General features: G+C 56.4%; 18 protein-coding genes. 4 read left to right on the top strand and 14 right to left on the bottom strand.

What is annotated here, in order from left to right:
- Positions 1-54: 54 nt before the first annotated feature.
- The 4 genes from CLV97_RS18545 to CLV97_RS06385 all read right to left on the bottom strand — a co-directional run bounded on the left by CLV97_RS18545 (position 55) and on the right by CLV97_RS06385 (position 5,719).
- On the bottom strand, positions 55-1,980 hold the full coding sequence (locus tag CLV97_RS18545) for a sugar isomerase domain-containing protein (protein ID WP_245891402.1): 1,926 nt from the start codon (positions 1,978-1,980) through the stop codon (positions 55-57).
- Positions 1,973-2,761 (bottom strand): glucosamine-6-phosphate deaminase, encoded by a 789-nt coding sequence (locus CLV97_RS06375; RefSeq protein ID WP_106344686.1) that lies wholly within the window; start codon positions 2,759-2,761, stop codon positions 1,973-1,975. The genes CLV97_RS18545 and CLV97_RS06375 overlap by 8 nt, the downstream gene beginning before the upstream one ends.
- Positions 2,697-4,049, bottom strand: a complete 1,353-nt coding sequence (locus tag CLV97_RS06380) for a neutral/alkaline non-lysosomal ceramidase N-terminal domain-containing protein (protein ID WP_146130421.1) — start codon at positions 4,047-4,049, stop codon at positions 2,697-2,699. Before CLV97_RS06380 ends, CLV97_RS06375 begins: the two co-directional genes overlap by 65 nt.
- A gap of 164 nt (positions 4,050-4,213) precedes the next feature.
- Complete coding sequence (locus tag CLV97_RS06385) at positions 4,214-5,719, bottom strand: sodium:solute symporter family protein (RefSeq protein ID WP_106344688.1); 1,506 nt, start codon at positions 5,717-5,719, stop codon at positions 4,214-4,216.
- Between the two features lie 268 nt (positions 5,720-5,987).
- On the opposite strand from CLV97_RS06385, the gene CLV97_RS06390 reads away from it, so the two are divergent.
- A complete protein-coding gene (locus CLV97_RS06390; RefSeq protein WP_170070382.1) occupies positions 5,988-7,178 on the top strand; it encodes an ROK family transcriptional regulator in 1,191 nt (396 codons plus the stop codon).
- A 309-nt stretch (positions 7,179-7,487) separates the two neighbouring features.
- Here CLV97_RS06390 and CLV97_RS06395 read toward each other — a convergent pair whose 3' ends face one another.
- The 10 genes from CLV97_RS06395 to CLV97_RS06440 all read right to left on the bottom strand — a co-directional run bounded on the left by CLV97_RS06395 (position 7,488) and on the right by CLV97_RS06440 (position 18,473).
- On the bottom strand, positions 7,488-8,363 hold the full coding sequence (locus CLV97_RS06395) for a glycerophosphodiester phosphodiesterase (RefSeq protein ID WP_106344690.1): 876 nt from the start codon (positions 8,361-8,363) through the stop codon (positions 7,488-7,490).
- A 225-nt stretch (positions 8,364-8,588) separates the two neighbouring features.
- On the bottom strand, positions 8,589-9,713 hold the full coding sequence (locus CLV97_RS06400) for an ABC transporter ATP-binding protein (protein ID WP_106344691.1): 1,125 nt from the start codon (positions 9,711-9,713) through the stop codon (positions 8,589-8,591).
- Entirely contained in the window at positions 9,701-10,846 is a 1,146-nt protein-coding gene (locus CLV97_RS06405; RefSeq protein WP_106344692.1) for an ABC transporter ATP-binding protein, read from the bottom strand. The genes CLV97_RS06400 and CLV97_RS06405 overlap by 13 nt, the downstream gene beginning before the upstream one ends.
- Positions 10,847-10,871: 25 nt before the next feature.
- Complete coding sequence (locus tag CLV97_RS06410; protein ID WP_245891403.1) at positions 10,872-11,687, bottom strand: carbohydrate ABC transporter permease; 816 nt, start codon at positions 11,685-11,687, stop codon at positions 10,872-10,874.
- Complete coding sequence (locus CLV97_RS06415) at positions 11,684-12,631, bottom strand: carbohydrate ABC transporter permease (RefSeq protein ID WP_245891404.1); 948 nt, start codon at positions 12,629-12,631, stop codon at positions 11,684-11,686. Before CLV97_RS06415 ends, CLV97_RS06410 begins: the two co-directional genes overlap by 4 nt.
- A gap of 17 nt (positions 12,632-12,648) precedes the next feature.
- Entirely contained in the window at positions 12,649-14,085 is a 1,437-nt protein-coding gene (locus tag CLV97_RS06420; protein WP_245891405.1) for an ABC transporter substrate-binding protein, read from the bottom strand.
- Between the two features lie 98 nt (positions 14,086-14,183).
- Positions 14,184-14,837 (bottom strand): class II aldolase/adducin family protein, encoded by a 654-nt coding sequence (locus tag CLV97_RS06425; RefSeq protein WP_170070383.1) that lies wholly within the window; start codon positions 14,835-14,837, stop codon positions 14,184-14,186.
- Between the two features lie 27 nt (positions 14,838-14,864).
- Complete coding sequence (locus CLV97_RS06430) at positions 14,865-15,797, bottom strand: sugar-binding transcriptional regulator (protein WP_106344695.1); 933 nt, start codon at positions 15,795-15,797, stop codon at positions 14,865-14,867.
- Positions 15,798-15,860: 63 nt separating this feature from the next.
- Positions 15,861-17,420: an FGGY-family carbohydrate kinase gene (locus CLV97_RS06435; protein ID WP_106344696.1), complete on the bottom strand. Its 1,560-nt coding sequence runs from the start codon at positions 17,418-17,420 to the stop codon at positions 15,861-15,863.
- A 24-nt stretch (positions 17,421-17,444) separates the two neighbouring features.
- The gene (locus CLV97_RS06440; RefSeq protein WP_170070384.1) at positions 17,445-18,473 is read right to left on the bottom strand and encodes a 2-hydroxyacid dehydrogenase; all 1,029 of its coding nucleotides are present in this window, start codon (positions 18,471-18,473) and stop codon (positions 17,445-17,447) included.
- A 350-nt stretch (positions 18,474-18,823) separates the two neighbouring features.
- On the opposite strand from CLV97_RS06440, the gene CLV97_RS06445 reads away from it, so the two are divergent.
- The 3 genes from CLV97_RS06445 to CLV97_RS06455 all read left to right on the top strand — a co-directional run bounded on the left by CLV97_RS06445 (position 18,824) and on the right by CLV97_RS06455 (position 20,898).
- Positions 18,824-19,405, top strand: coding sequence for a GNAT family N-acetyltransferase (locus tag CLV97_RS06445; protein ID WP_106344698.1), 582 nt, complete (start codon positions 18,824-18,826; stop codon positions 19,403-19,405).
- 51 nt (positions 19,406-19,456) lie between these two features.
- Positions 19,457-19,783 carry a hotdog family protein gene (locus tag CLV97_RS06450; protein ID WP_106344699.1) on the top strand — a complete coding sequence of 109 codons (327 nt, stop codon included), beginning with the start codon at positions 19,457-19,459 and terminating at the stop codon, positions 19,781-19,783.
- Between the two features lie 212 nt (positions 19,784-19,995).
- Entirely contained in the window at positions 19,996-20,898 is a 903-nt protein-coding gene (locus tag CLV97_RS06455) for a M23 family metallopeptidase (RefSeq protein WP_106344700.1), read from the top strand.
- The last annotated feature ends 345 nt before the right edge of the window (positions 20,899-21,243 follow it).

Raw genomic sequence — 21,243 nt, forward strand, 5'->3', positions numbered from 1 at the left:
GCCCCGTTCGCGTTTGCTGCAAAGCACCGGGCGAAATCCCTGTCTCCGTGCAGATTATAAGTTTTTTATCCTTCCCTTAAACCGTTCGATAAACCGCGCGTTGGCTTCATCTCCTCCCGGGGCATTTCCACTCATCCAGATGGGAGGATGAACGCCTTCCTTTACGAGAAGATCCACGGTCTCGGCAACCATCGCATTTAAGCAGTAGGCATTGGCAAAGGTGGAGATGGCAGCCACCCGTTGGCTCAACCCTTCGATTTCCACCACGGCGTCTCCCACTTCCACCTTGGTGTCTATCACGATATCCACCAGATCGTGCAGATTCTGTTTGGAAGGATGGCGGGCGGGATGATCTTCGGGAGTAGAGGAGGCGTGGCGCACCGATGTGACACCGATGGTTTTCACTCCCAGCCGCTTCGCCTCCAGGGCCGCATCAATGGTGGCCGCATTGATCCCATAGGCATTGATGATAATCAGCAGATCCCCTTTTTTTAACCCGTGGTCCTGGATCACAATTTTCCCGTATCCGGGCGTCCGCTCGATCGCCATGGATCGGAGCGCTCCGTTGCTGAGAAGCGTGCCTTCGTCCAAGATGGCGCTTACGTGCATCAGTCCGCCGGCGCGAAAAAAAATCTCCTGAGGACCCAGGTTTGAATGGCCGCCGGGACCGTAGGCGTATACGATTTTGTCCTGCTTGATGTGATCGGCGATGATCCGGGCCGCTTTCCGGATCGATTCCGACTCTTCGTCATGCAGGCGCTGCAGGTGTTCCACCACTTTGTGAAGATACTGCGTCATGACGGACATCGGTCCTTCCTCCTTCCTTTTAATGAGAACGGAAAACGCACTCCCCGTGCTTGACGGTTTCCCGTATTTGTATCCCCTTCTTCCCCAGTGAAACAGAACGAAATCGGCCGGCGCCCCTTTGACCAGGGCGTCCTTGTTCGGCAGGTCCGCCAAGCGGGCCGGTCGCAGGGAAGCCATGTTCCAGGCCTCGGACAATGGACACAAGCTCGTCTTCACCAAATGCTCGATGCCCCGTTTCAAGGGTTGGGCCGAACCGGCGAGCAGGTTCGGATTCCCGGCCAGATGCAATTTACCCTCGGGGGTCAAAACCACTTTTCCTCCGATGTGGCTGGTGTACTCCCCCGGCTTCAGACCGCCGAAGGTTACTGTATCGCTGACGAGGAGGGCCTTTTCTCCCTTCACGCGCATGATCACCTTCAACACCGACTCGGGGAGATGAAATCCGTCGGCGATCATACAGGACCACAATTCGTCCTGGGCCAACTGCTCCCACAGGTAATTGGGATGACGGGGAAGCATCAGGTGGGCTCCGTTTCCCAAATGGGTGGACATCCGGGCACCGGCGCGCACCGCTGCCCGAATCTGTTCGCAAGTGGCGGCGGTATGCCCGATCGAGACGATCACCCCGTTCTCGGTACACCGGCGAATGAATTCCGTCACTCCCGGCCATTCCGGGGAGAGGGTAAGAATTCTGATTCTCCCCCCAGCCGCCTCTTGCCATCGCTGAAACAACTCCCAATCCGGCTCCCTTACATATTCCCTGGGATGAGCTCCCCTCGGCCCCTCCTCCGGAGAGATGAAAGGTCCCTCCAGATGAATGCCCGCGATGCACCGGCCGATTTCCTCATATCGGGAACAAACATCGCAGATCATGCGCAAGGCACTCTCGATCGCCTCTTCGTGGTTTGTGATGATCGTCGGAAAATAGGTGGTCACCCCCTCCCTCCACAGGCAACGGGTCACACCAATCACCCGGGATTCATCGAGCGGGAGGGCGTTCAAATCGTGCCCCCCGTACCCGTTGACCTGCAAATCTACCAACCCGGGGGCGATCCAGGGCAATTCTCCCCGATCCACACCGGGCAATTCTTCGATGCGTTCGACCCGGCCGTGGCGGATCTCAAGGCGAACCGGGATTCCGGAACGATAATGAATGCCCATCCATTCACCCATGATCCTCCCTCACCCCCCAGGCATCCCGATCCAAGTACAGGGTGCAATCGGGATGCCGGCGCAATATCGAAGCCGGACATTCCGTGGAAATCGGCCCGTAAAGAGCGGAAAGAACCGCTTCCCTCTTCGCTTTTCCCGGTACGATGCAGTACAGGAATCTCCCCGACAGTAGTACCGGGATCGTCAACGTGAGCGCACGGGTCGGCACGGCGCTTATGTCCGAAAAACACCCGTCGTGAACCTGTTGCAGTCGGCAAACCTCGTCCAGTTCCACGGGCTTCATCACTTCCGGATCCTCAAAATCGGCAAAGGGCGGATCATTAAACGCAAGATGGCCGTTCTCCCCGATCCCCAGACAGACGATGTCGATGGGCGCCCGTTGAATCAAATTCCCGTACCGTCTGCATTCCTGCTCCATCGGGCGGGTGCTGTCGATCAAATGGACTTCTCCCGGATTCACCCTTGAAATCAAATGTTCCATCAGGTATCGACTGAACCGTTGCGGAGCATCCTTCGGCAAACCGATGTATTCATCCATGTGAAAAACGGTGATTCGCGACCAATCAATCCCTTCTTCTCGTACCAAGCGTTGCAAAAACTCGTTTTGGGACGGAGCGGAGGCAAAGATCATGCGCACCCGTTCCTGCTTGGACAACAATTCACGGATTCGGGCCGCCACGTCCGACCCGGCCGCGTTTCCCACGGCATCGCGATGGTCATAAACCCGCACCTTTAACCGATCCACCCTTTCCGTTCGGACGGGCAGTGGATGGGAGATCATGATCATCCTCCTTTCCGATCCATTCGAGCAGGGTTTCATGGAGAATCAACCCTGCCTCCGGCGAAAAAGGAGCCGGCAATCCGAAGTAGAATGCGGACTCCACCGCTTCGTAACCCCCTTCTTCCATCTGTTTCTCCGTGGGAACGTACCCGATCATCCCGTTGCTGTAGGGAAGGGGAAGCACGCGTCCACGAAAATGTTTTTTCAACATCAACCCATACTCCACCACTACTTCCCCGTTCATCGCCAGGAATACCAGGCGATCCGCCAACTCCAAACGGGTTAATTCCAAAGGGATGTGAGAGCGAAGTCGTTCCGGATCATCCAAAAGCAGACGGCTCCATTCGCCCACCACCCCGGCACCTCCTCGTTTCTTTTCCAGCTCCGCACAGGTGGGCAACTCCCGGAAGGGAAGATGGACCTTTAGAGTTTCGCTTCTGATAGGTATCGGACGCAACGGGTGCATGGGGCGATTCAGGGCAGCAAATACGGCATCCGCAAGTTTTTCGCCCAGCTCGCGAACTTCTTTGTCGGTCCCCCGGTAAAACTGTTGATCCCGGATGAGCGCAGGACGGACGTTCCCGCAACACCCCTGCAAAAAAACACCCAAGGTGCCATCGCCCAGTTGTTTCTCCATCCGTTCCATCGCCACTCCCGGAAAATCGGAGGTGATGTAATTCTCCCCGGTCGTCGTCGGATGACAGGCATAATGGACCAGAATGGCCTTCGGTCTCCCATTCTGCGTGAGGCAAAGGATCACGTTTACCTCTGGATCGACGGGGCCCTCCGGATTGGGGGCCATGATCACGGATCCCTCCACCTGTCTGCGACGGTTGATGCCGATTCGGCACTGACCGGTCCCCCTCCGGAGAACCACCGGTTGCAAATCGCGAAAGGCGCACCTCACTCCATCCAGGACTCTCTCTTCCATCCACCGGACCACATCCGAATCCGGCACGCCCAACGACGGCGTAAACCGGTCGCTGGTCTGGGGGCCGCCGTGGGTATGGGTTGCATGGAGGATGACGGCCGACGCATCAAGATCCCACTGCCGAGCAATCCGCTCCCGCAGCGCCCGGGCACGCTTCGTATCCCACCAAATCAAATCCGCAGACACCAGGAGCGCGCAGCTCTTTCTCCCTTCACGGTCATGCTGAAAAACCAGGATCCGGGCATATAACGGACGGGTGATTCCTTGACAGATTCCCGTCCGCTCCTCAAAACCCGCCAGCGGCACCGGCCTGTACGGGGTAATGTCGATCTTGGCCGTTCCCAGTTTCAACGTCATTGGCCCTCACCGCCAAATTTTTTCGAGTCGCTCGATGACCCACATATTCCTTTGACAGCACAAGAAGAAAACCGTGGCGACCGCATGAGCCAGTCTGCCATGGCGGAAAGTTGATTGGATTGATACCTCGGTTTCCAGTCAATTCTCGCCTGTTATTTGGAGAATCAGGCTTTCACCGCGGGCTGGTCCAAAGATGGCGAATCATCCTGAAGGGTCGCCAATAGCTGCTCCACCTCCTCGGGCACCGGTTTGTGACGGTTGAACCAACCCATCCCGACGTATACCACCAGAGAGGCCAACAGCGGCGCCGACACTTCGACGGCTTCGCTCGCTTCGGTAAATCCGTACTTAAAGGCGATGAAGGTGATCAACCCGGCGGCGATGGAGCTGAGGGCGGCCGTCGAATCGCTGTGTTTAAAGGCCGGCAGCAGACCGAGCAACATGGGAATGGAGACCGGACCGATCAAAGCCCCGAACCAGGAAATGACCAATCCGAGCACCCCTCCGAAGTCATCCGCGTTCATGCCGATGATCAAGGTCAACAGCGTAAAGATCAGGGTGGTGTATCGGGCCAACCGCAATGAGGCCGTTTGATCCATCCCTCTTATCTTGTTGGACACGACGGGAAGGATATCCCGGGTGATCACAGCGGAAACGGCGTTAATATCCCCGGAGGTCATGGACATCGTCGCTGCAAACAATCCGGCCAATACCAAACCGACCAATCCGGCGGGCAGGAATTCCTGTGTGAGTTTCACATACACTTGATCCGGATTTTCGAGATTCGGAAAAAAGATCGGTGACATCCACATGGGAAAAAACATGATCAGGGGCCAAATCAAATAGAGAAAGGCGGAAAAATAGGCCGCTTTTTTGGCTTCCGGACCCGAGGGGGCCGCAATGTATCGTTGGGCCAGGTTCCATGTTCCACCGTTGTAGCTGAAAAACGATATAAAAATGAACGCCAGGAAAAACCCGACGCCGTAGGGTTCGTTGAATAATTGCGAATTGCCGGGAGGAAGCTCGTCCCAGGCCGTCCACGCGGCGCCGATCCCGCCCAGTTTTGAGAGAACCACGACAAACAACACAGTCCCCGCGATCACTTGCACGACAAACTGGGCGAAGTCGTTCCACACATCCGCCCATAACCCTCCGATCGTGATGTAGAGGAGGGAAACTCCGCCGGAGAGCAAAATACCGGTCAAAATCGGGATCCCTGTAAATCCGTTCAAAAGAATCGCGATAGCGGTCCATTTTGCGCCGACATCAAACACTTTCAAAAGGACTCCGCTCCAAGCCATCACCTGTTGTGCCGGCAAATTGTAACGAATCGACAGATATTCCAGGGGGGATTCGATATTCCGTTTCATTCTCAACCGTGCCCATCTCGGAGCGATGAGATGGGCACCCAAAATCACACTGATCGTGATCGCCACCGCCCACCACAAATAGATCGTGAAACCGTAAGAATAGGCGATCGCCGCATAGGCGGTAAAAACCACACCGCTGTAGCCGGAGACGTGGTGCGAAGCTCCCGAAAGCCACCATGGCAATCTTCCCCCCGCCACAAAATAGTCTCCGGAACCCTTCACCATGTTGAAGGACCACACACCGATAATCACCATGACCAAAAAGTAGAACAGAATGACAACCCAATCCGCCGCATGCATCGCGATGCCCCCTATATTAGTCCTAACTTAGGACTAATTGGTTCTAATTGTAAAGTAACACCCTTCGCATGATATTGTCAACTTCAAATTTTCCGAAATAAATGTCATGTCAATCCCATTCTTTCTCGCGCCGAACAGCTACAAGCCGAGTCTTTTTTGTTATGATAACGATGAAAACGATGTCGGGAATGAGCGTGCCGTAAGTACGATTTTCAAAGCGGCAATCCCCTCTATTACCCCGGCACTGCAGGAAAAAGGCGGGAAAATGGTGAGCAAAGGACCCTCCCTGTTGCGTTTGACGAACAAAAAAAGGATCCTGCGTTTCTTGAGGGAACACTCGGTCAGTTCCCGTCAGGATATCGCAAAAGCCCTGAAACTCAGCAAAAACACCGTTTCCCTCATTGTGGAGCAATTGATCCGGGAAGGAAAGGTGCGCGAGATGGGACTGGACGAAACCAGCCATGTCGGACGTCCCCGGATCAAATTGTCCATCGTTTCCGAATCCATGACCGCCGTCGGAATTTGGGTCAAGAAACGGGAAGCGCAGTATCAGGTCATCGACTACAGTTCACGGGCAATGGAAAAGGGTTGTGTTGAGATCGACGGGGAGGATCCCGAGAAATGCCTGGAGCAACTGCAACAATTGAGCCTCCACCTGCAATCCAAATATGAAACGCTCTTGGGGATCGGCATCGGAATTCCCGGACTGGTGGATCCTTATCAGGGGATTGTCCATTACTCTTCCCATTTGGGATGGGAGCAGGTTCCGGTCAAAGCCCGTTTGCAGGGGGCCTTACGGGTTCCCGTTCGGGTGCTGAACAATGTGAAGGCCGCATCCCTTTTCCATTTTCATCTCGGGAAAAAGAGGAACTCTTCCCTGTTTTATCTCCGGATGGACGAAGGAGTGGGCGGTTCCTTCATCGATCAAAACGGGATTTTTTTCGGTTCAAGTTGGACGGCAGGTGAAATCGGCCACTTGTCCGTTGAGGATCACGGTCCCCTGTGCCGTTGCGGAAAGAAGGGTTGCCTGGAAACGCTGGTCAGTGTACCGGCGATTGTCAGGAAATTGGAGGAGGATCTCCGTCAGCCCTTAAACATCCGCAGAGCCGATGAACTGAGGACTTTTGTCGCGGAAACCGCCGATGCGAGCATGGCAAAGGTTCTACGGGAAACGGGACATTACCTGGGTCAAATCATCCCGTCGATCATTCATTTCTTCGACCCCGAACGGATCATCATCGACACTCCCTTGGATCAGGTGCAGGAGTTTCGGCAGGCGGTCCTGGAATCCGCCTCCCGAAGAACCTTAAAGCATTCCTTTGACCAAGTGGAAATCCGCTTCCTGTTTGATCCCCAATCGGCGGTGGCCGGAGCGGCACAAGCGATCATCTTTCAACATGAATCCTATCCCGGAGAAGACGAAACACAGGTGAAAAATCAAGGTTCATCCGACAGATGATGCAACGCCCTCTATCAATGAACGGCCCGAAAAGTATCAACACCCGTTCCGCACATCCGGAACCATCCTCCAAAAAAATGTACGATGAGATTACCGAGATGGATGGTGATCCTTCTGAGTGTTCTTGCCGATGCCGCCGGGATGTTGATCCCGACAGACATTCTTGTCGGGTGAATCCCAGGATTTGCGCAAGCCACCGATTATTACCAATATGCGATTGAATGCCGCACCTTGAATCCTCCGACGCCGCAAAATGCAGAGGCGCTGCCTCCCGTTCAGTCGGCAGCGCCTCATGCAATCGTCTCTTTCTTACTTCTTCAGCACCTGGTGCAACCAATCGGGATGGTTGGTGATGATCCCGTCGACGCCCCAGTCGATCAGCCGGCGCATGTCTTCCTTGGAGTTCACCGTGTACGGATTGATTTCCAGACCGTATTTGTGCACCCGCTTGACGACATCCCGGTCGATGCGTTGATAGTCGGGACCGATCCCGATCGCGTATTTCTTGACTTCCCTCAGCTCTTCGTCGGTGATGTTGGCGGATGCCTGGGCATCATACAGCTGGACCAGGGGAATGTCCGGATTCAACCGGCGCACCTTCAGCAGGCTTTCCCGGCTGAAGGACTGAATGATCACCTGCCGCTTCTTCAGGGACTCCTTGTGGGTCAACCCGTATCGATCCAGCATCTCGACCAGCTTCTCTTCGACTCCCGGATATAAATGGGGGGACTTGGTCTCGATGTAATACTTGGAGCCCTTGCGGAATTTCTTGAACACCTCCTCCAACGTGGGAACCTTCAGCCCCGCGTATTCCGGCTTGGCATACTCCGGATACGCTTCGTTGAACCAGGAGCCGGCATCCAACGCTTTGATTTCCTCCAGCGTGAGATCCTTCACCCATCCGGTCCCGTTGGTGGTCCGATCCACGGTTTCGTCATGCATGACGATCAGGTGTCCGTCCTTGGTCATTTGCACATCGATCTCGATATAGTCGCCCTTCATCTTCTCCCCCAGCTCGTAGGACGCCAGGGTATGCTCCGGAGCATACGCGGAGGCTCCCCGGTGGGCGATGTTCAATACCTCCTGCTGGTGTGGCGGCGTCGCATGGAGAGAGGAATGTCCCGTGGTGAAAAACAATCCGACAGCTGCCGCAAAAACGAAGAGAAGTCGGGTAAAACGCTTCATGCTCCTCATCTCCTTGATTGGATGATTTATTCATGGGAACGACGGCTCTCATGAAACCGCCGATAACCCCGCCCGCCGAGGAGTCAATACATGGCTTCCAACACAAGGTGCCTCGTCAACCTGGATGAAATACTAATAAACGAATGTTGACGAAAATCCTCTGCCACCGTTAAGATTTCGTTAATTTTGACGGCTCCGCCTGTTTATGCCGCCGGTCCCTTCCCGCTAAGCGGGAATGGCCTCCTGGCCTTGAATCCTCCTTCCCGTCGCGGGGTCGAACAGATGGATCTTCTCCTCGTCAAACCGCAAAAAGATGGAATCCCCCGGCTGAAAGCGCACGTCCGTGTCCGTCACGACACTGATCATCTGGTTTTTGTCCAGCCGAATGTGGATGCGATGCTCCTCCCCCAGATTTTCGAACACGGTGACCCGGGTCGCCAACGCGCCCCCGTCCTCCGGAGCGACCACCCGGACATCCGTTGGCCGAACGCCGAACCGGTAGCGCATGCCTTCCTTCACGACGGAACGAAGCCGATCCGGAACCGCAAAGCTCTTTCCGCAACCTTCGATCTTAAAGACCGGGGTTTCTTCCTCCTTCACCACCTGAACCGCAAACAGATTCATAGGGGGGTCGCCGATAAATCCCGCGACAAACTCGTTGACGGGATGCCGGTAAATCTCGAACGGCGTTCCGAACTGCTGCAGTTCCCCTTCGTTCATGACCGCAATCCGGTCCGCCAGAGCCATGGCCTCCGATTGGTCGTGGGTGACAATGACGGTGGTGCAGCGGATTTCATTGTGAAGCCGTTTCAGCTCCGTCCTCATCCTCTGCCTCATCCGCCCGTCCAGATGGGAAAGGGGCTCGTCGAGCAACAGGACGGCGGGCCTCCGGATGATGGCCCGGGCAATGTTGACCCGCTGCTTTTCCCCGCCCGACAGGGCCGCCGGTTTCTTCTCCAACAGATCCCCGATATGCAACAAAGCGGCTATCCGGTCCACTTCCCGTCGTATCTCCTCCTCCGACTTCCCCTGGGCCCGGAGATTGAAGGCGATGTTGTCATAGACGGAAAGGGGCGGGTAGAGGGCGTAGTTTTCGAAGGCCAGGCCGATTCCCCTCTTCTTGGGCGGCAAATCGTTCACTTTCTTCCCGCCGATCCGTATTTCCCCCGAAGTGATCTCCTCCAGGCCGGCGATCATTCGCAGCGTCGTCGATTTTCCACAGCCCGACGGCCCCAGGAGAGCCACAAACTCCCCGTCCCGGCACGAAAGATTGAAAGCTTTGACGGCCTGGACCTCCCGATTCCGCTTCCGATAGATTTTGGACACACCCTTCAACGTCAGTTCCGCCACACCACATCCTCCTTCCTTTCTCCCGACGGGGCGAGCAGCTTCCCGGAGGAGGCGTCGAAAAAGAGCGCCCGGTTCATGTCGAATTCCAGGTGGACGGGCTGGTCGATTTTCCAAGCGTGCTCCGAAGAAGCCAGCAAACGGATTCGCCGGTCGCCCGCTTCGGCGATGAGGACGGCCGTTTCGCCCAGGGGTTCAAAACTGTAGACCCTGGCAGCCACATGATTCCCCTCCGGATCCTCCGGGTAAAAGCGGATGTGCTTGGGTCGAAAGCCCACCTTGACCGATGAGGAAGAGTGCTTAAGCATCGCCTTTCGGACTTCATCGGGCACGGGGAAGTGCCCGGGTTTTCCGAACAGATTCAAATGCAGGCGCCCCGCGTCTTCCACGAGCTCCGCTTCAAGAATGTTCATCTCCGGATCGCCGAAAGCCCTCGCCACAAACTCCGAAGCGGGCCGGTGATAAACCTCCTCGGGGCTGCCGACCTGTTCAATGCGTCCCCGGTTGATCACGGCGATGCGATCCCCCAGACTGAGCGCTTCCCGGTAATCATGGGTCACGTAGATGGTGGTGGTGTCCAGGCTTTTGTTCTGGATCTCCTTCAGCTCCGCCCGCATCTGGTGCCGCAGCTTCGCATCGAGATGGACCAGGGGTTCATCCATCAAGAAGACCTCCGGACGGCGCACCAACGCCCTTCCGAGGGCCACCCGCTGCCGCTGTCCGTTGGAAAGCTCCGCGGGATACCGGTCCAACAGAGAAAAAATGTCCAGCAGGCGGGCGACGCGCAGCACCTCCTCCTTCGCTTCCACGTTCGATTTCCTGTATCTCGGGCTGAAGAGAGGTGACGCGATATTCTCAAACACATTGAGATGCGGGTATAACGCGTAATTCTCAAACACCATGGCCACATCCCGCTCGTTCGGCTCCAGGTGATCGATGGAACGGCCGTTCAGGTACACCTGGCCCTGATCCGGAACGTGGATTCCGGCGACGATATTCAACAGGGTGGTCTTTCCCGCCCCCGTCGGCCCGAACAGGACGAAGAATTCCTGGTTGTTCACCCGGATATCCACCTCATCCAACGCCAAAACCCTGCCAAAGCGCTTGGAAACCCCTCGGATCCACAGTTCGCCCATACTTGTCCCCCCAAAGGGTTGTTGATCAGCCTTTCACCGCGCCGAAGCTCAAGCCCCTGACCAGATGCTTTTGGATAAAGAGGGCCAAAACCACCTCCGGCAATATGGAAATCGTCACCGCAGCCGCCATCTGACCGTAATGCACGGTATCGGAAGAGAGATACTGCAGGGCGGCCACCGTGGTCGTCACCACGTTCTGCCCCGCGAGCAACAAGGGAAAGGTGAAGCTGTTCCACGCGAAGATGAAGGACAAAAGGGCGGATGCGACCAATCCCGGCTTCACCAGGGGAACGAGGGTTTTCAGGAACACGCGGAACCAGGAATAGCCGTCCAGCCTCGCCGCGTGCTCGATTTCGGGAGGAATCTCCTCGAAATATCCCCTCAGAACCCAGATGATCAACGGGAGGGTGAGCAATTGATACACCCAGATGATCCCCCAGTAGGTGTCGTACAGCCCGAACCGTTGGTAGATGAGAAACAGGGGGAGAATCACCATGATCTCCGGCGCAAACCGGAAGGAGAGAAAGGTGAAGGCGATCGATTCCCGCCCCCGAAACTTGAACCGCGCCAGGGCGTACGCCGCGGGAACCCCCACCAGAATGGACAGGAGAACCGCACCGGAGCTGACCCATAAGTTGTTCAAAAAGTAGCTGATGTAATCTCCCTTCACAAACAAGATCCGGTAGTTTTCCAGGGTCGGTGAAAAGATGAAAGTCGTGGTGTACATCTCCCGGTCATGCTTGAAGGAAATCAGCAGCATCCAGAGCAGGGGAAACAGGGCAAAGACCGCATAAACCAACAACAGGAAATCGGCGAACCATTTCCGCATCCGTTCCTTCACGTCGTCCCCTCCTCCACGCCGGACGCCCGTCCCTGGGCTCGGCTCCAATATTTGATCAGGATCCGGCTGGCGATGAACACGATCAGCCAGAGGACCAGCATGTGCGGAAGGGCGTAGCCCAGTTCCTTATAGGTGAACCCTTCCGTATAGGCCGTCAGGGGAAGCGTCATCAGCGTGTCTCCGGGCCCCCCGCTGGTCAAGGCGAAGATGATCGAGAACTCCTGAAGAGAGACCATCAAGCGGAAAACCAGGGCGATCAGCAAAAACGGCAGGATCATCGGAAGGGTCAGGTTCCTGAAGGTAAACCATGCCGATCCCCCGTCGATCATGGCCGATTCAAAGGGCGCTTTCGGCAGGGATCGCAACCCCGCAAGGGTGAGCAGAATCACAAAGGGCGTGTATACCCAGGCGTCGATCAGCACCACCGTGAACAAGGCGGTGTCCGGATCGGCGGCCCAGGTGAAATCGGTGATCCCGATCCATCGCAATCCATGACCGATGACGCCGACGGAGTAATTGATCATCAACTGCCAGATCAGGGTGGCGATCACCGGAGCGATCATCAGCGGAAAGATCAACACGATGCGAAGCGAGCGGGCCAACCGGGTCTCCCGATTCAGCAGCAGGGCGATGCCCACCCCGATCACCATCTCCGCCCCGGTGGCCAGCAGAGCGTATTTGGCCGTAATCCACAAGCTGTGCCAAAATCCCGGATCCCGAAACATGTCCACCCAGTTTTCCAGACCGACGAAGGAAAATTTCTCGTATTTGAAAGAGAAGTTGGTCAGCGAATAGTAAATGGCCACCCCAAAGGGGTACAAGATTCCGGCGGTCAACAGAAAAGCCGGCAACAGGATCAGGTACGGCCGGTACCGCCGCGTCCGCGGAATGTTCACCCTTTCCGCCGACGGAAGCGCCCGGCCCGTTTCCGCCACTGCCTTCACGGCCATCCCTCCCGACCTTATTCGATCCTGTCCATCATCCGCCTGATCCGCACGTCGGCATCCTGCGCCAATTGATTCAACCGCTCTCCGGCGCCGGAGGATCCGATCACGATATCCTGCAGGGCAGCGGCCCACTCCGTCGTGATGTTGAAAAACTCCGGCTGCGGCGTAAATTTGATGGTCGAGTGATCGATCACGGATTCAAAGGTTTCCCGGTATCCCTCCATGCGCTTGATCCTCTCCCGGAACTTCGAATCCTCCCAAACGGATCGCCGGGGCGGGTTGACGACATTGGCCTCGGTCGCTCCCCACCGGATGTGTTCCTTGCCGGTGAAATACTGCATGAACAGCCATGCGGCATCCTTGTTTTGAGAGTACCGGTTCATCGCCAAGGACCAGATCCACATGTTGGACCCCAGTTCCGCGCCCTCCCTGGGCAGGGGAGGCGGCGCCCAGCCGATATTCCCCGCCTCTTTGGATGCGCCTTCGACATTCTGGAAAAAGCCGAGGATATCCGCATCATAAGCCATGGCCGCCTTGCCGGCCCCCAGATCGGTGCTGACCTGGTACCAGGTGTAATTGGTCCAATCTTTCGGGCCCGCCTCCCTGACCAACCGGGCGAACTTTTCGGTGATTTCCACCGCCTGCGGGCTGTTCACCCGGGAGACCAGCCTTCCGTTTTCCGCCTGGAAGTCCCGGGCCCCGGCCATTGAATAGGCGGTCATGTATCCGGGATGGATGGTCGCCCAGGAGCGGGTTCCGCGCACCGCGATCCCGTACGAACCTTCTCCGTTCCATCCGTTCAGCTTGGAGGCGGTTTCAATCAACTCGTCAAAGGTTTTTGGGGGATCGGCTCCCACCTTGTCCAAGGCCCTTCGGTTATACATCAGGACGTTCACTTCAAACCCCAGGGGAACGGCCCACAGGGGACCGGTGCCCACCGGCCGACCCACTTTCATGTTCCAGCGGTTTCCGTTGAGAACACCCTCGAAGAAGTCCTCGGGGTCGTAGTCGGGACTGGTTTTTCCCTTGTCCCGGATAAAGGGATCCAGCTCCTGCACATAACCGCTGAACAGAAATTCCCACAGCTGATAAGAGCCCGTCATGAACACATCGGGCCTCCCGTTGCGCGCGTTGAGGGAAACCGTCAGCTTGTCAAAATAGTTGGATTCGGGAGTGACGGAATACCGGACGCGGATGCCCGTCTTCTTTTCAAATTCCGGAAGGCGTTCAATGATCGCCTCGGCGTAGGGATGCTGGTTGAACATGACGTGGATGGTTTCTCCCTTGCTCATCTCCCAATCGAAAGCGCCGCCGGAACTCGGCACGGCCGCACCCGGATCGGCGACGCCGTCCCGTTGCGACCTCTGGACATCGGGAAGGCACGCAGCGGTCGACCCTACCAGGAGAAGGGAGAAAACGACCGGGAGGATTTTGCGAAAAGACCCCTTCACGCACCATCACCCCTTTCAATAAGCGAACGATTGAGCGAATATTGCGAATAAAAACCGCCGAAGGGAGGAGGTTCTCCTCCTTCGCCCCTCCCTCCGATTCACCGTTTCGATACGGCAAAATAGGAAACGAACTTCTTCCGCGTTTCCTCCAATTGTTCCGGCGACAGCGTCTCGCAGCGTCCGATCAGCTTGGCGCCGAAAGCCAATTGGGCGACGGTTTCGATGATCTCCGCCCGGACATAGGCGGAGGACAGGTTTTCCCCCACGGTGATCACCCCGTGGTTTTTCAGAAGCGCTCCATTGGCGCCGGCGCTCTTGAGCGCCTCAACGGCGTTCCTGGCCAACTCCTCCGAACCGTATACGGCATAGTCCGCCACCGGGACCCGGTCCCCGATTTCGGCGATCAGATAATGAACGGTGGGAATCTCTTCCCCCGCACACGCAAACATGGTGGCATAGGTGGAATGGGTATGGACGACCGCCCGCACATCGGACCGGAGCCGATAGATCGCGCTGTGCATCGGCGTCTCCGAGGAAGGTTTGCGGCTTCCCCGGACCGGCGTGCCGCTTTCCAGATCCACCTGCACCAAATCCTCCGTGGTGATCTCGTCATAGGGAATCGCCGAGGGGGTGATCCACATCCGGTCGGGGTTCTCCGGATCCCGGATGCTGACGTTTCCGCTCGTACCCCGCACCAGCCCCGTGCGATACAGCTCCTTGGCGGTGTGAACCAGTTCCTTCAGCTGTTCCATCAAACATTCCCCCATCCTCGTTTCGATTCAAATCGCCCGCACCAACGCCTCGGCGGTGGCCTCCGTGGTGATCAGAATGTGAACCAAATCTCCGCGCAGCGCCCCGACGATCGCCCGGATCTTGTTTTCTCCGTAGGCGATGCCGATGCGCAGGTTGATTCGCAAGAAGTCTTCCCTGGAAGCGCCGATGACCCGTTCGCTCAGGTCATCAAAGGAAAAATTCCCGTTCTCATCGTAGAAATGGAGAATCACATCCCCCACGCTGCAGGCGGAGAGCGTGTCGCTGGTCAGATCCGGAATCAGCCTCGACGTGATGATCGAAGCGTCTTCACCGGTATGGCCGATTCCCACAATCGCCACCGACACCTTCTTCAGCTCGTCCACCACAGCGCCTATGCTGGGATCTTCCAAAAACCGCTTTCTGCTCTCCGCGGTGCTCGCCACGGCGGGAGCGGGCAGATAATACGGCTTGGCCCTTAGAGCCCGCGTCCACAGCTGGACGACGGACGTGGCCGGAACATACTCCTCCTTGGTGCCCGATCCCCCGGACAGTTGAAGCACCTTCAGCCCGGGGCGGGGATCGCACAGATGTATCTGGGATCCGACGGCATACAGGGTTTTCCCCCATCCCAAACCGATCGTACCCGTGAAGGGAAGCACCGTGTTCAAATACTGGCTGGCCAGGGTTTCAAAGGAGTAGCCGGTATCGCCCCCGTTTTGGAACACCACGCAATCTTTCAGCCGGGTCTGATTCAAAAGCTCCCTCTCCAACTGGTGACACCGGTAGCTATCCGGGTCGGAATCGATCTGGAAATGAACCACTCCCCTTTCCCTTGCCTGATTCAGGAGACGGGCGACGGAAGAGCGGCCGATTCCCAACTGTTCGGCGATCTGTTGTTGGTTCAAATCCAGAATGTAGTACATCCTCGCGATTCTCTCCAACAAGCGTCTCTTGGCCATGTTCCCTTTCCCTTCATCTGAGATGTGCCCTTGCGGAACGGGGACGAAAGCTGTCACGCCCGCTCACCGGGTTCCCAAAGGAATCAGCTTTGACTCGACCACCCGCTGATGATGGTCCCACAATTCCCACATGGTCTTGTAGGTTTTTCGATACAGCCCGAACATTTCGTCGTACAGGGAACGGTTTTTCAGATCCGGCTCAAAACGGCGGGTCATCCGGACACAATGATGAACCGCTTCCTCGAGATCGGAAAACAGTCCGATCGCTACTGCAGCGTTCAGGGCGGCACCCAGGGTTCCTGTTTCCTCCACCGCGGGAATCGACACAGCTTTGCCGGTGACGTCCGCGATGATCTGGGGCCAGACCCCGCTGCGGGCCCCGCCCCCCGTCAATTTGATGTCGCTGATCGGCACGGGCATATGCTCGTAGGAATCCCGGATCGAAAAGGCCACCCCTTCCAGCACGGCCCGAAGCAGGTGCAGATCCGAGTGATTGATCGTCAGGCCGGTGAATTGCGCCCGAGCCGTCGCCTTGACGAAGGGGGCCCGTTCCCCGGACGGAGATAAATAAGGCAGATACAGGACTCCTTCGGCGCCTGCGGGAATCCCGGAGACCGCCTCATCCATATGTTGAAACAGGGATTTGTTGCGCGTCAATGCTTGGGAATGCAGGTTTCCACCCAGCTCCTTCAAAAACCAGTCGACATTGGGGGTTCCCATCATCACCCCCATCACCCGGAGCCATTTGTCCGGATCGCGGTGACAAATCGTCATGCCCACGTCCCTGGGTTCCAGATGGCAGCGGGACATGACCATTCCGCTCAGACACGTGCTTCCCAGAATGGTGTATCCTTCTCCGTCCCGAAGCGTTCCCGTCCCGATGGAACACGCGACAATATCAAAGGGACCCGTCACGACGGGGATATCGGGTGCGAGCCCCATCTGCTCCGCCGCTTCCTTCCGCAGACGGCCGCCGATCTGCGTGGCCGGGCGGACGGGCGGGAGCAAATGCTCCAGATCCTCGATTCCGTAGATCGACAAAAGGAGCGGATCATAGCTACGCTTCGCGATATTGAAAAACGGCAATGAGGCGTCACTCGGGTCCGTGCACAGTTCCCCCGTTAAGTTGAGGTGAAGCCAATCCTTGCAGTACAGCGCCCACCGGCTTTTCTCCAGCGATTCCGGCTCCATCCGCTTCAGCCAGTGAAGAATCGCCGCCTGGGAGCCGGGAAAAACCACCGATCCGTTGACGGAAAACGCCGATTCCGCCGTTCCGTCCGAAAACCAGTCCTTCACTTGATCCGCCGCCCGGCCGTCCGCCCACAAGATGGCGGATCGGACGGGAGAACCGTCCTCGGTCACCAGCCAACAACCGTCCCCCTGTCCCGTCACTCCGACGGCCAAAATCTCCTCCGGACGGACCGAAGCCGAATTCACCAGGGACTGCACCGTTTTCATGACCGCCTGCCAAACCGCGTTCATATCCACTTCCATCCAGAGGGGATGAACCGATTCGATCTTCAGCTTGGTGCTCTCCATCGCCAGGGGCGTTCCATCGGTTTGGTAGAGGACGGCCTTCACCACGCTGGTTCCGGCATCGATGCCCAACAACAGCCTGCGCACAGCCCATCTCCCCCCGCAAGGATTCTATGGAACCGCCGTCGGATTGACCACGTGCCGCGGCCGCTCCCCCTTCATCAGGCGGAACAAATCCTCCGCCACCATTTCGGCTCCCCTCAAGGCGCTCTCGCGGGTGGCTCCGGCGATGTGGGGCGTCGCCACCACCCGGGGGTGCATGAGCAAGGGATGATGGACGGGAAACGGCTCCGGATCATACACATCCAGGGCGGCACCGGACAGATGGCCCCGCTCCAGCGATTCGAACAGGGCATCGTAATCCAACAGCCCGCCCCGGGCGGCGTTGACCACAAAGGCCCCCCTGGGCAGACGCTCCAATTCCTCCTTTCCGATCAACCCCCTCGTCTCCGGAGTCAGACGTGCGTGCAGCGTGAGGATCTGGGACTGCTTCAGCAATGTGGGGAAATCGACCCGCTCCGCCCCCGCTTCAGAAAAAGCGGACGCGGGAACCCACGGATCATAAGCCAGCACCCGCATGCCGAAGCCTCCCAGCAGCCGGGCCACCCGCCTGCCCACGTTTCCCAGACCCACAATCCCCGCCGTCTTCCCCTCCAACTCCTCGCCGCACTCTTGATACATGTAGAGTCCTCCGTCCCAAACCCCCTCCTTCATCCGCGCGTCACCGAGGCAGATTCTTCGCATTCCAGCCAAGATCAACCCCACGGTAAACTCGGCGGTCGCCGCCGCATTGCGCCCCGGGCTGTTGAGTACGGGGATTCCGCGCTCGGTTGCCGCTTCCACATTCACATTCACGGGACCGCCCCGGCAGACGCCGATCGCCTTCAAACGCCGCGCCCGTCGGATCACCGCTTGCGTGACGGGAGCCACATCCAGAACCAACAGGTCGGCATCGGAGGCCAGCTCGGCCACCTGCTCCGGATCGCCGGAATACTCCAGCACCTCATCACCGTTTTGAAACGGTTCGGACGGCCACTTGCTCTCCGCCAGTGAGAAGGTCGCCTCCGGAAAATAACCGGCCAAAATCTCCTTCAACCTGTCGCTCCGTACAAAACCGCTCCCAATGACGGCGATTTTCAAGTCACACCCTCCAATGAACGATGAACATTTGTTCATTATTGAATGATTTGTTCTCCCCTTTTCATTGTATCCGATTCCGATTAATTTGTAAATAAAAAATTGATTGAAATATTCATTTATTCCAATAAGACATCCCCCACACCGGTTTCCCTTCGCGCCGCCCTTAGGCCTACGCGAATTCACAGCGCCCAACCCAGTATATTCCATTCAAAATTTACCCGTTCCTCTATCAATATTCTTCGCGTTTTTCTCCAAAAACCGACGGCCATTGACAGAGGGAATCAAAAAATATTACATTTATAACGAATGGTAAAAATTCATCAATCCCAAGTGAGAAAAGGCGGTTGACCATGATCGAAGTCCTTTGCGCAAAGGAATTGGGAGATGCGGCAAAGAAGCGGATCAGCGAGATCTTTGTCGACGCCTTCGGTCATCATTTGTCTTTCTTTTCAAAAGACAAAAACAAGTTGGCCAAGGCGTTGGAGCACATGTTTGTCCTGGATGTTTTCCATATCGCCCTGTTCGAGGGCGAGATCGCGGGAATGGCCGCCTGCACCAACAGCGACGTGCACTCGGTGAACCACGATCAAAGTGACTTGCGCAGGCATTTCGGAATATACAAGGGAACGATTGCCAATGTGGTATTTAAGCGGGAATTCCAGAAGCCGATCAAGGTGGGAAAGCGAACGGCGCTCATCGAATTTTTCGCCACCGATCCCAAGTACCGGAGGCGCGGGGTTGCCAAGGCGATCATGAATCACTTGCTTTCTCTGCCCCAATACGATGAATATATCCTGGAGGTGACAAATACGGATCCCCGGGTCATCCGATTGTATGAAAAACTGGGCTTCAGGGAGTTTGAACGGATCAAACAGAAGTACAGCCGCCTGAGCGGCTTGGATTACATGGTATATATGCGATATACCAAGTGAAGCACAGAAGAAGGACGGGGAAGGAAGTCGACAACCGGGCGATGTCCCGATATGGGGCGAGTCTCCACCAAGGAGGAAGTGCAGGCGTTTTGCACCATTTTTCGCGACCACCATGTGACGCCGGACGAACACGGTCGGTTGTTGTTGCGCGGATTAATCACCGCCACCGCGCCGACAAAAATCGGCGGGGATTTGCATGTGCTCGCCCGAAAAATGGTGTTTAACTTCCTCAGGCCGGTGTTTACGGGAGACACGATTCGCCGTAAAGAGACCGTCACCCATGATGAACGGATGGAAAGCAAGGCGGGAATCGCTTGCGACTTGACGTGCTTTAACCGGGACGGAAAGAAGGTTTTGGACGAATCTCTGAAGGGATGATCCGGCTTTTAGGCAAAGGCGGTCCCCGGTTTTTTTATGCCTTCGGGACGGCCCCTCTCTTCCCATGATTTTGGGCCAATTCCCGTCTGGCGAGCAGTGCCGCCGCAACCTTCGGACAGCTGCGGACTTCCATTCGTCTCCTTTTCTGGACATAACAGAGAATATTTTTGCTATATTGGATAGGTGAGATCATTTTTTACGGGGAGAGGAAAATGATTTTGCCCATTGTGATGGTCCTCATCATGTATCTCCTCCTGCCCGCCGCACTTCTCCGTTCCCTTTGGAAGGGTTCGGTTCAGAGTCGGACGGAGTGGTATGTCAAACTGCTGGCGATCGCGCTGTTTTTCGTCTGGATTTTCTTTTCCGGCCGCTGGGATTGGGTGGGCTACCCCCTGCGCTGGATTTGGGCGTTTCTGTTCTTGGCGGCGGCCTTCGCCTCCTGGAAAAAGGCACGCCGCCTTCCCGCCAAGACATCGCTCAGCAGGAAACAGAAATGGTCCATCGCCGTCTACGCATTCCTCGCCTTGATTTTCGGCACCTACAATCTGGGAGTGCTGACCAGTCACTGGCCGGCGGATGAGGCCCTGGAACTCTCCTTCCCCCTCCGGAGCGGGACTTATTACGTGGGTCAAGGCGGCAGCCAGGTGCAGATGAATTATCACAGCACGCATTCCGCCCAGCGGTACGCCCTGGACATTCTCCGGTTGAACCGGTTGGGCACCCGCGCCAAAGGGCTGTATCCGAAGAAGCTGACCCAATACGAGATCTTTGAAGACCCCGTGTACAGCCCCTGCACGGGAAAAGTGATCGAGGTTCGCGACGATCTCCCCGATTTGACCCCGCCGCAAAGGGACCCCGAAAACCCGGAAGGCAATCATGTCATCCTCACCTGTGACGGGGATGATGCCCGCCTCCTTCTGGCCCACCTCAAGCGGGGCAGCGTTTCCGTGAAAAACGGAGAAAAAGTGAAGGAAGGGCAGCGGATCGGCCGGGTGGGCAATTCCGGAAACACGAGCGAACCCCATCTCCACATCCACGCAGAACGCGACGGCGCGGGCGCTCCCCTTCGCTTCGGCGGCCGGTTTCCCGTCAGAAATGACTTGGTGAAAAATTAAGATAGTAGACTGCATTATTTGGGGTATCTATCACTCCTGCGAAAAACCACTCTCGCCGCATAGCTACATTGAAATGCTCCTCCAATGCATTGACATTTTCCAAACGGTCATTTTAATGCACTACCCAATTTTCGTCTCCATAACCTTGATTGTGAAATGATTAACGAGTACGATATATTCTTTTTTATATTTATCAATAATATATACGGCAATATGTATATATACAAAAATTTAAAAAACTGTTTGTGACTAGAAGCTATTTCAAAATTCGGTTTACACACCAAATAATGAATGCAATCAGGCAAAAAGCTCTATAGATATGCAAATATCGGTCATATCGGACCA

Origin of the sequence: Planifilum fimeticola (genome assembly GCF_003001905.1) — a bacterium.
In the GTDB taxonomy this organism is placed as follows: domain Bacteria; phylum Bacillota; class Bacilli; order Thermoactinomycetales; family DSM-44946; genus Planifilum; species Planifilum fimeticola.

Excerpts from the sequence above, each read along its gene's own strand:
- CLV97_RS06395 (WP_106344690.1), bottom strand. The coding sequence starts at position 8,363 with ATGAAGCGTTTTACCCGACTTCTCTTCGTTTTTGCGGCAGCTGTCGGA.
- CLV97_RS06455 (WP_106344700.1), top strand. The coding sequence starts at position 19,996 with ATGATTTTGCCCATTGTGATGGTCCTCATCATGTATCTCCTCCTGCCC.
- CLV97_RS06380 (WP_146130421.1), bottom strand. The coding sequence starts at position 4,049 with ATGACGTTGAAACTGGGAACGGCCAAGATCGACATTACCCCGTACAGG.
- CLV97_RS18545 (WP_245891402.1), bottom strand. The coding sequence starts at position 1,980 with ATGGGTGAATGGATGGGCATTCATTATCGTTCCGGAATCCCGGTTCGC.
- CLV97_RS06445 (WP_106344698.1), top strand. The coding sequence starts at position 18,824 with ATGATCGAAGTCCTTTGCGCAAAGGAATTGGGAGATGCGGCAAAGAAG.
- CLV97_RS06405 (WP_106344692.1), bottom strand. The coding sequence starts at position 10,846 with ATGGGCGAACTGTGGATCCGAGGGGTTTCCAAGCGCTTTGGCAGGGTT.
- CLV97_RS06430 (WP_106344695.1), bottom strand. The coding sequence starts at position 15,797 with ATGGCCAAGAGACGCTTGTTGGAGAGAATCGCGAGGATGTACTACATT.
- CLV97_RS06385 (WP_106344688.1), bottom strand. The coding sequence starts at position 5,719 with ATGCATGCGGCGGATTGGGTTGTCATTCTGTTCTACTTTTTGGTCATG.
- CLV97_RS06450 (WP_106344699.1), top strand. The coding sequence starts at position 19,457 with ATGGGGCGAGTCTCCACCAAGGAGGAAGTGCAGGCGTTTTGCACCATT.
- CLV97_RS06425 (WP_170070383.1), bottom strand. The coding sequence starts at position 14,837 with ATGGAACAGCTGAAGGAACTGGTTCACACCGCCAAGGAGCTGTATCGC.
- CLV97_RS06375 (WP_106344686.1), bottom strand. The coding sequence starts at position 2,761 with ATGATCTCCCATCCACTGCCCGTCCGAACGGAAAGGGTGGATCGGTTA.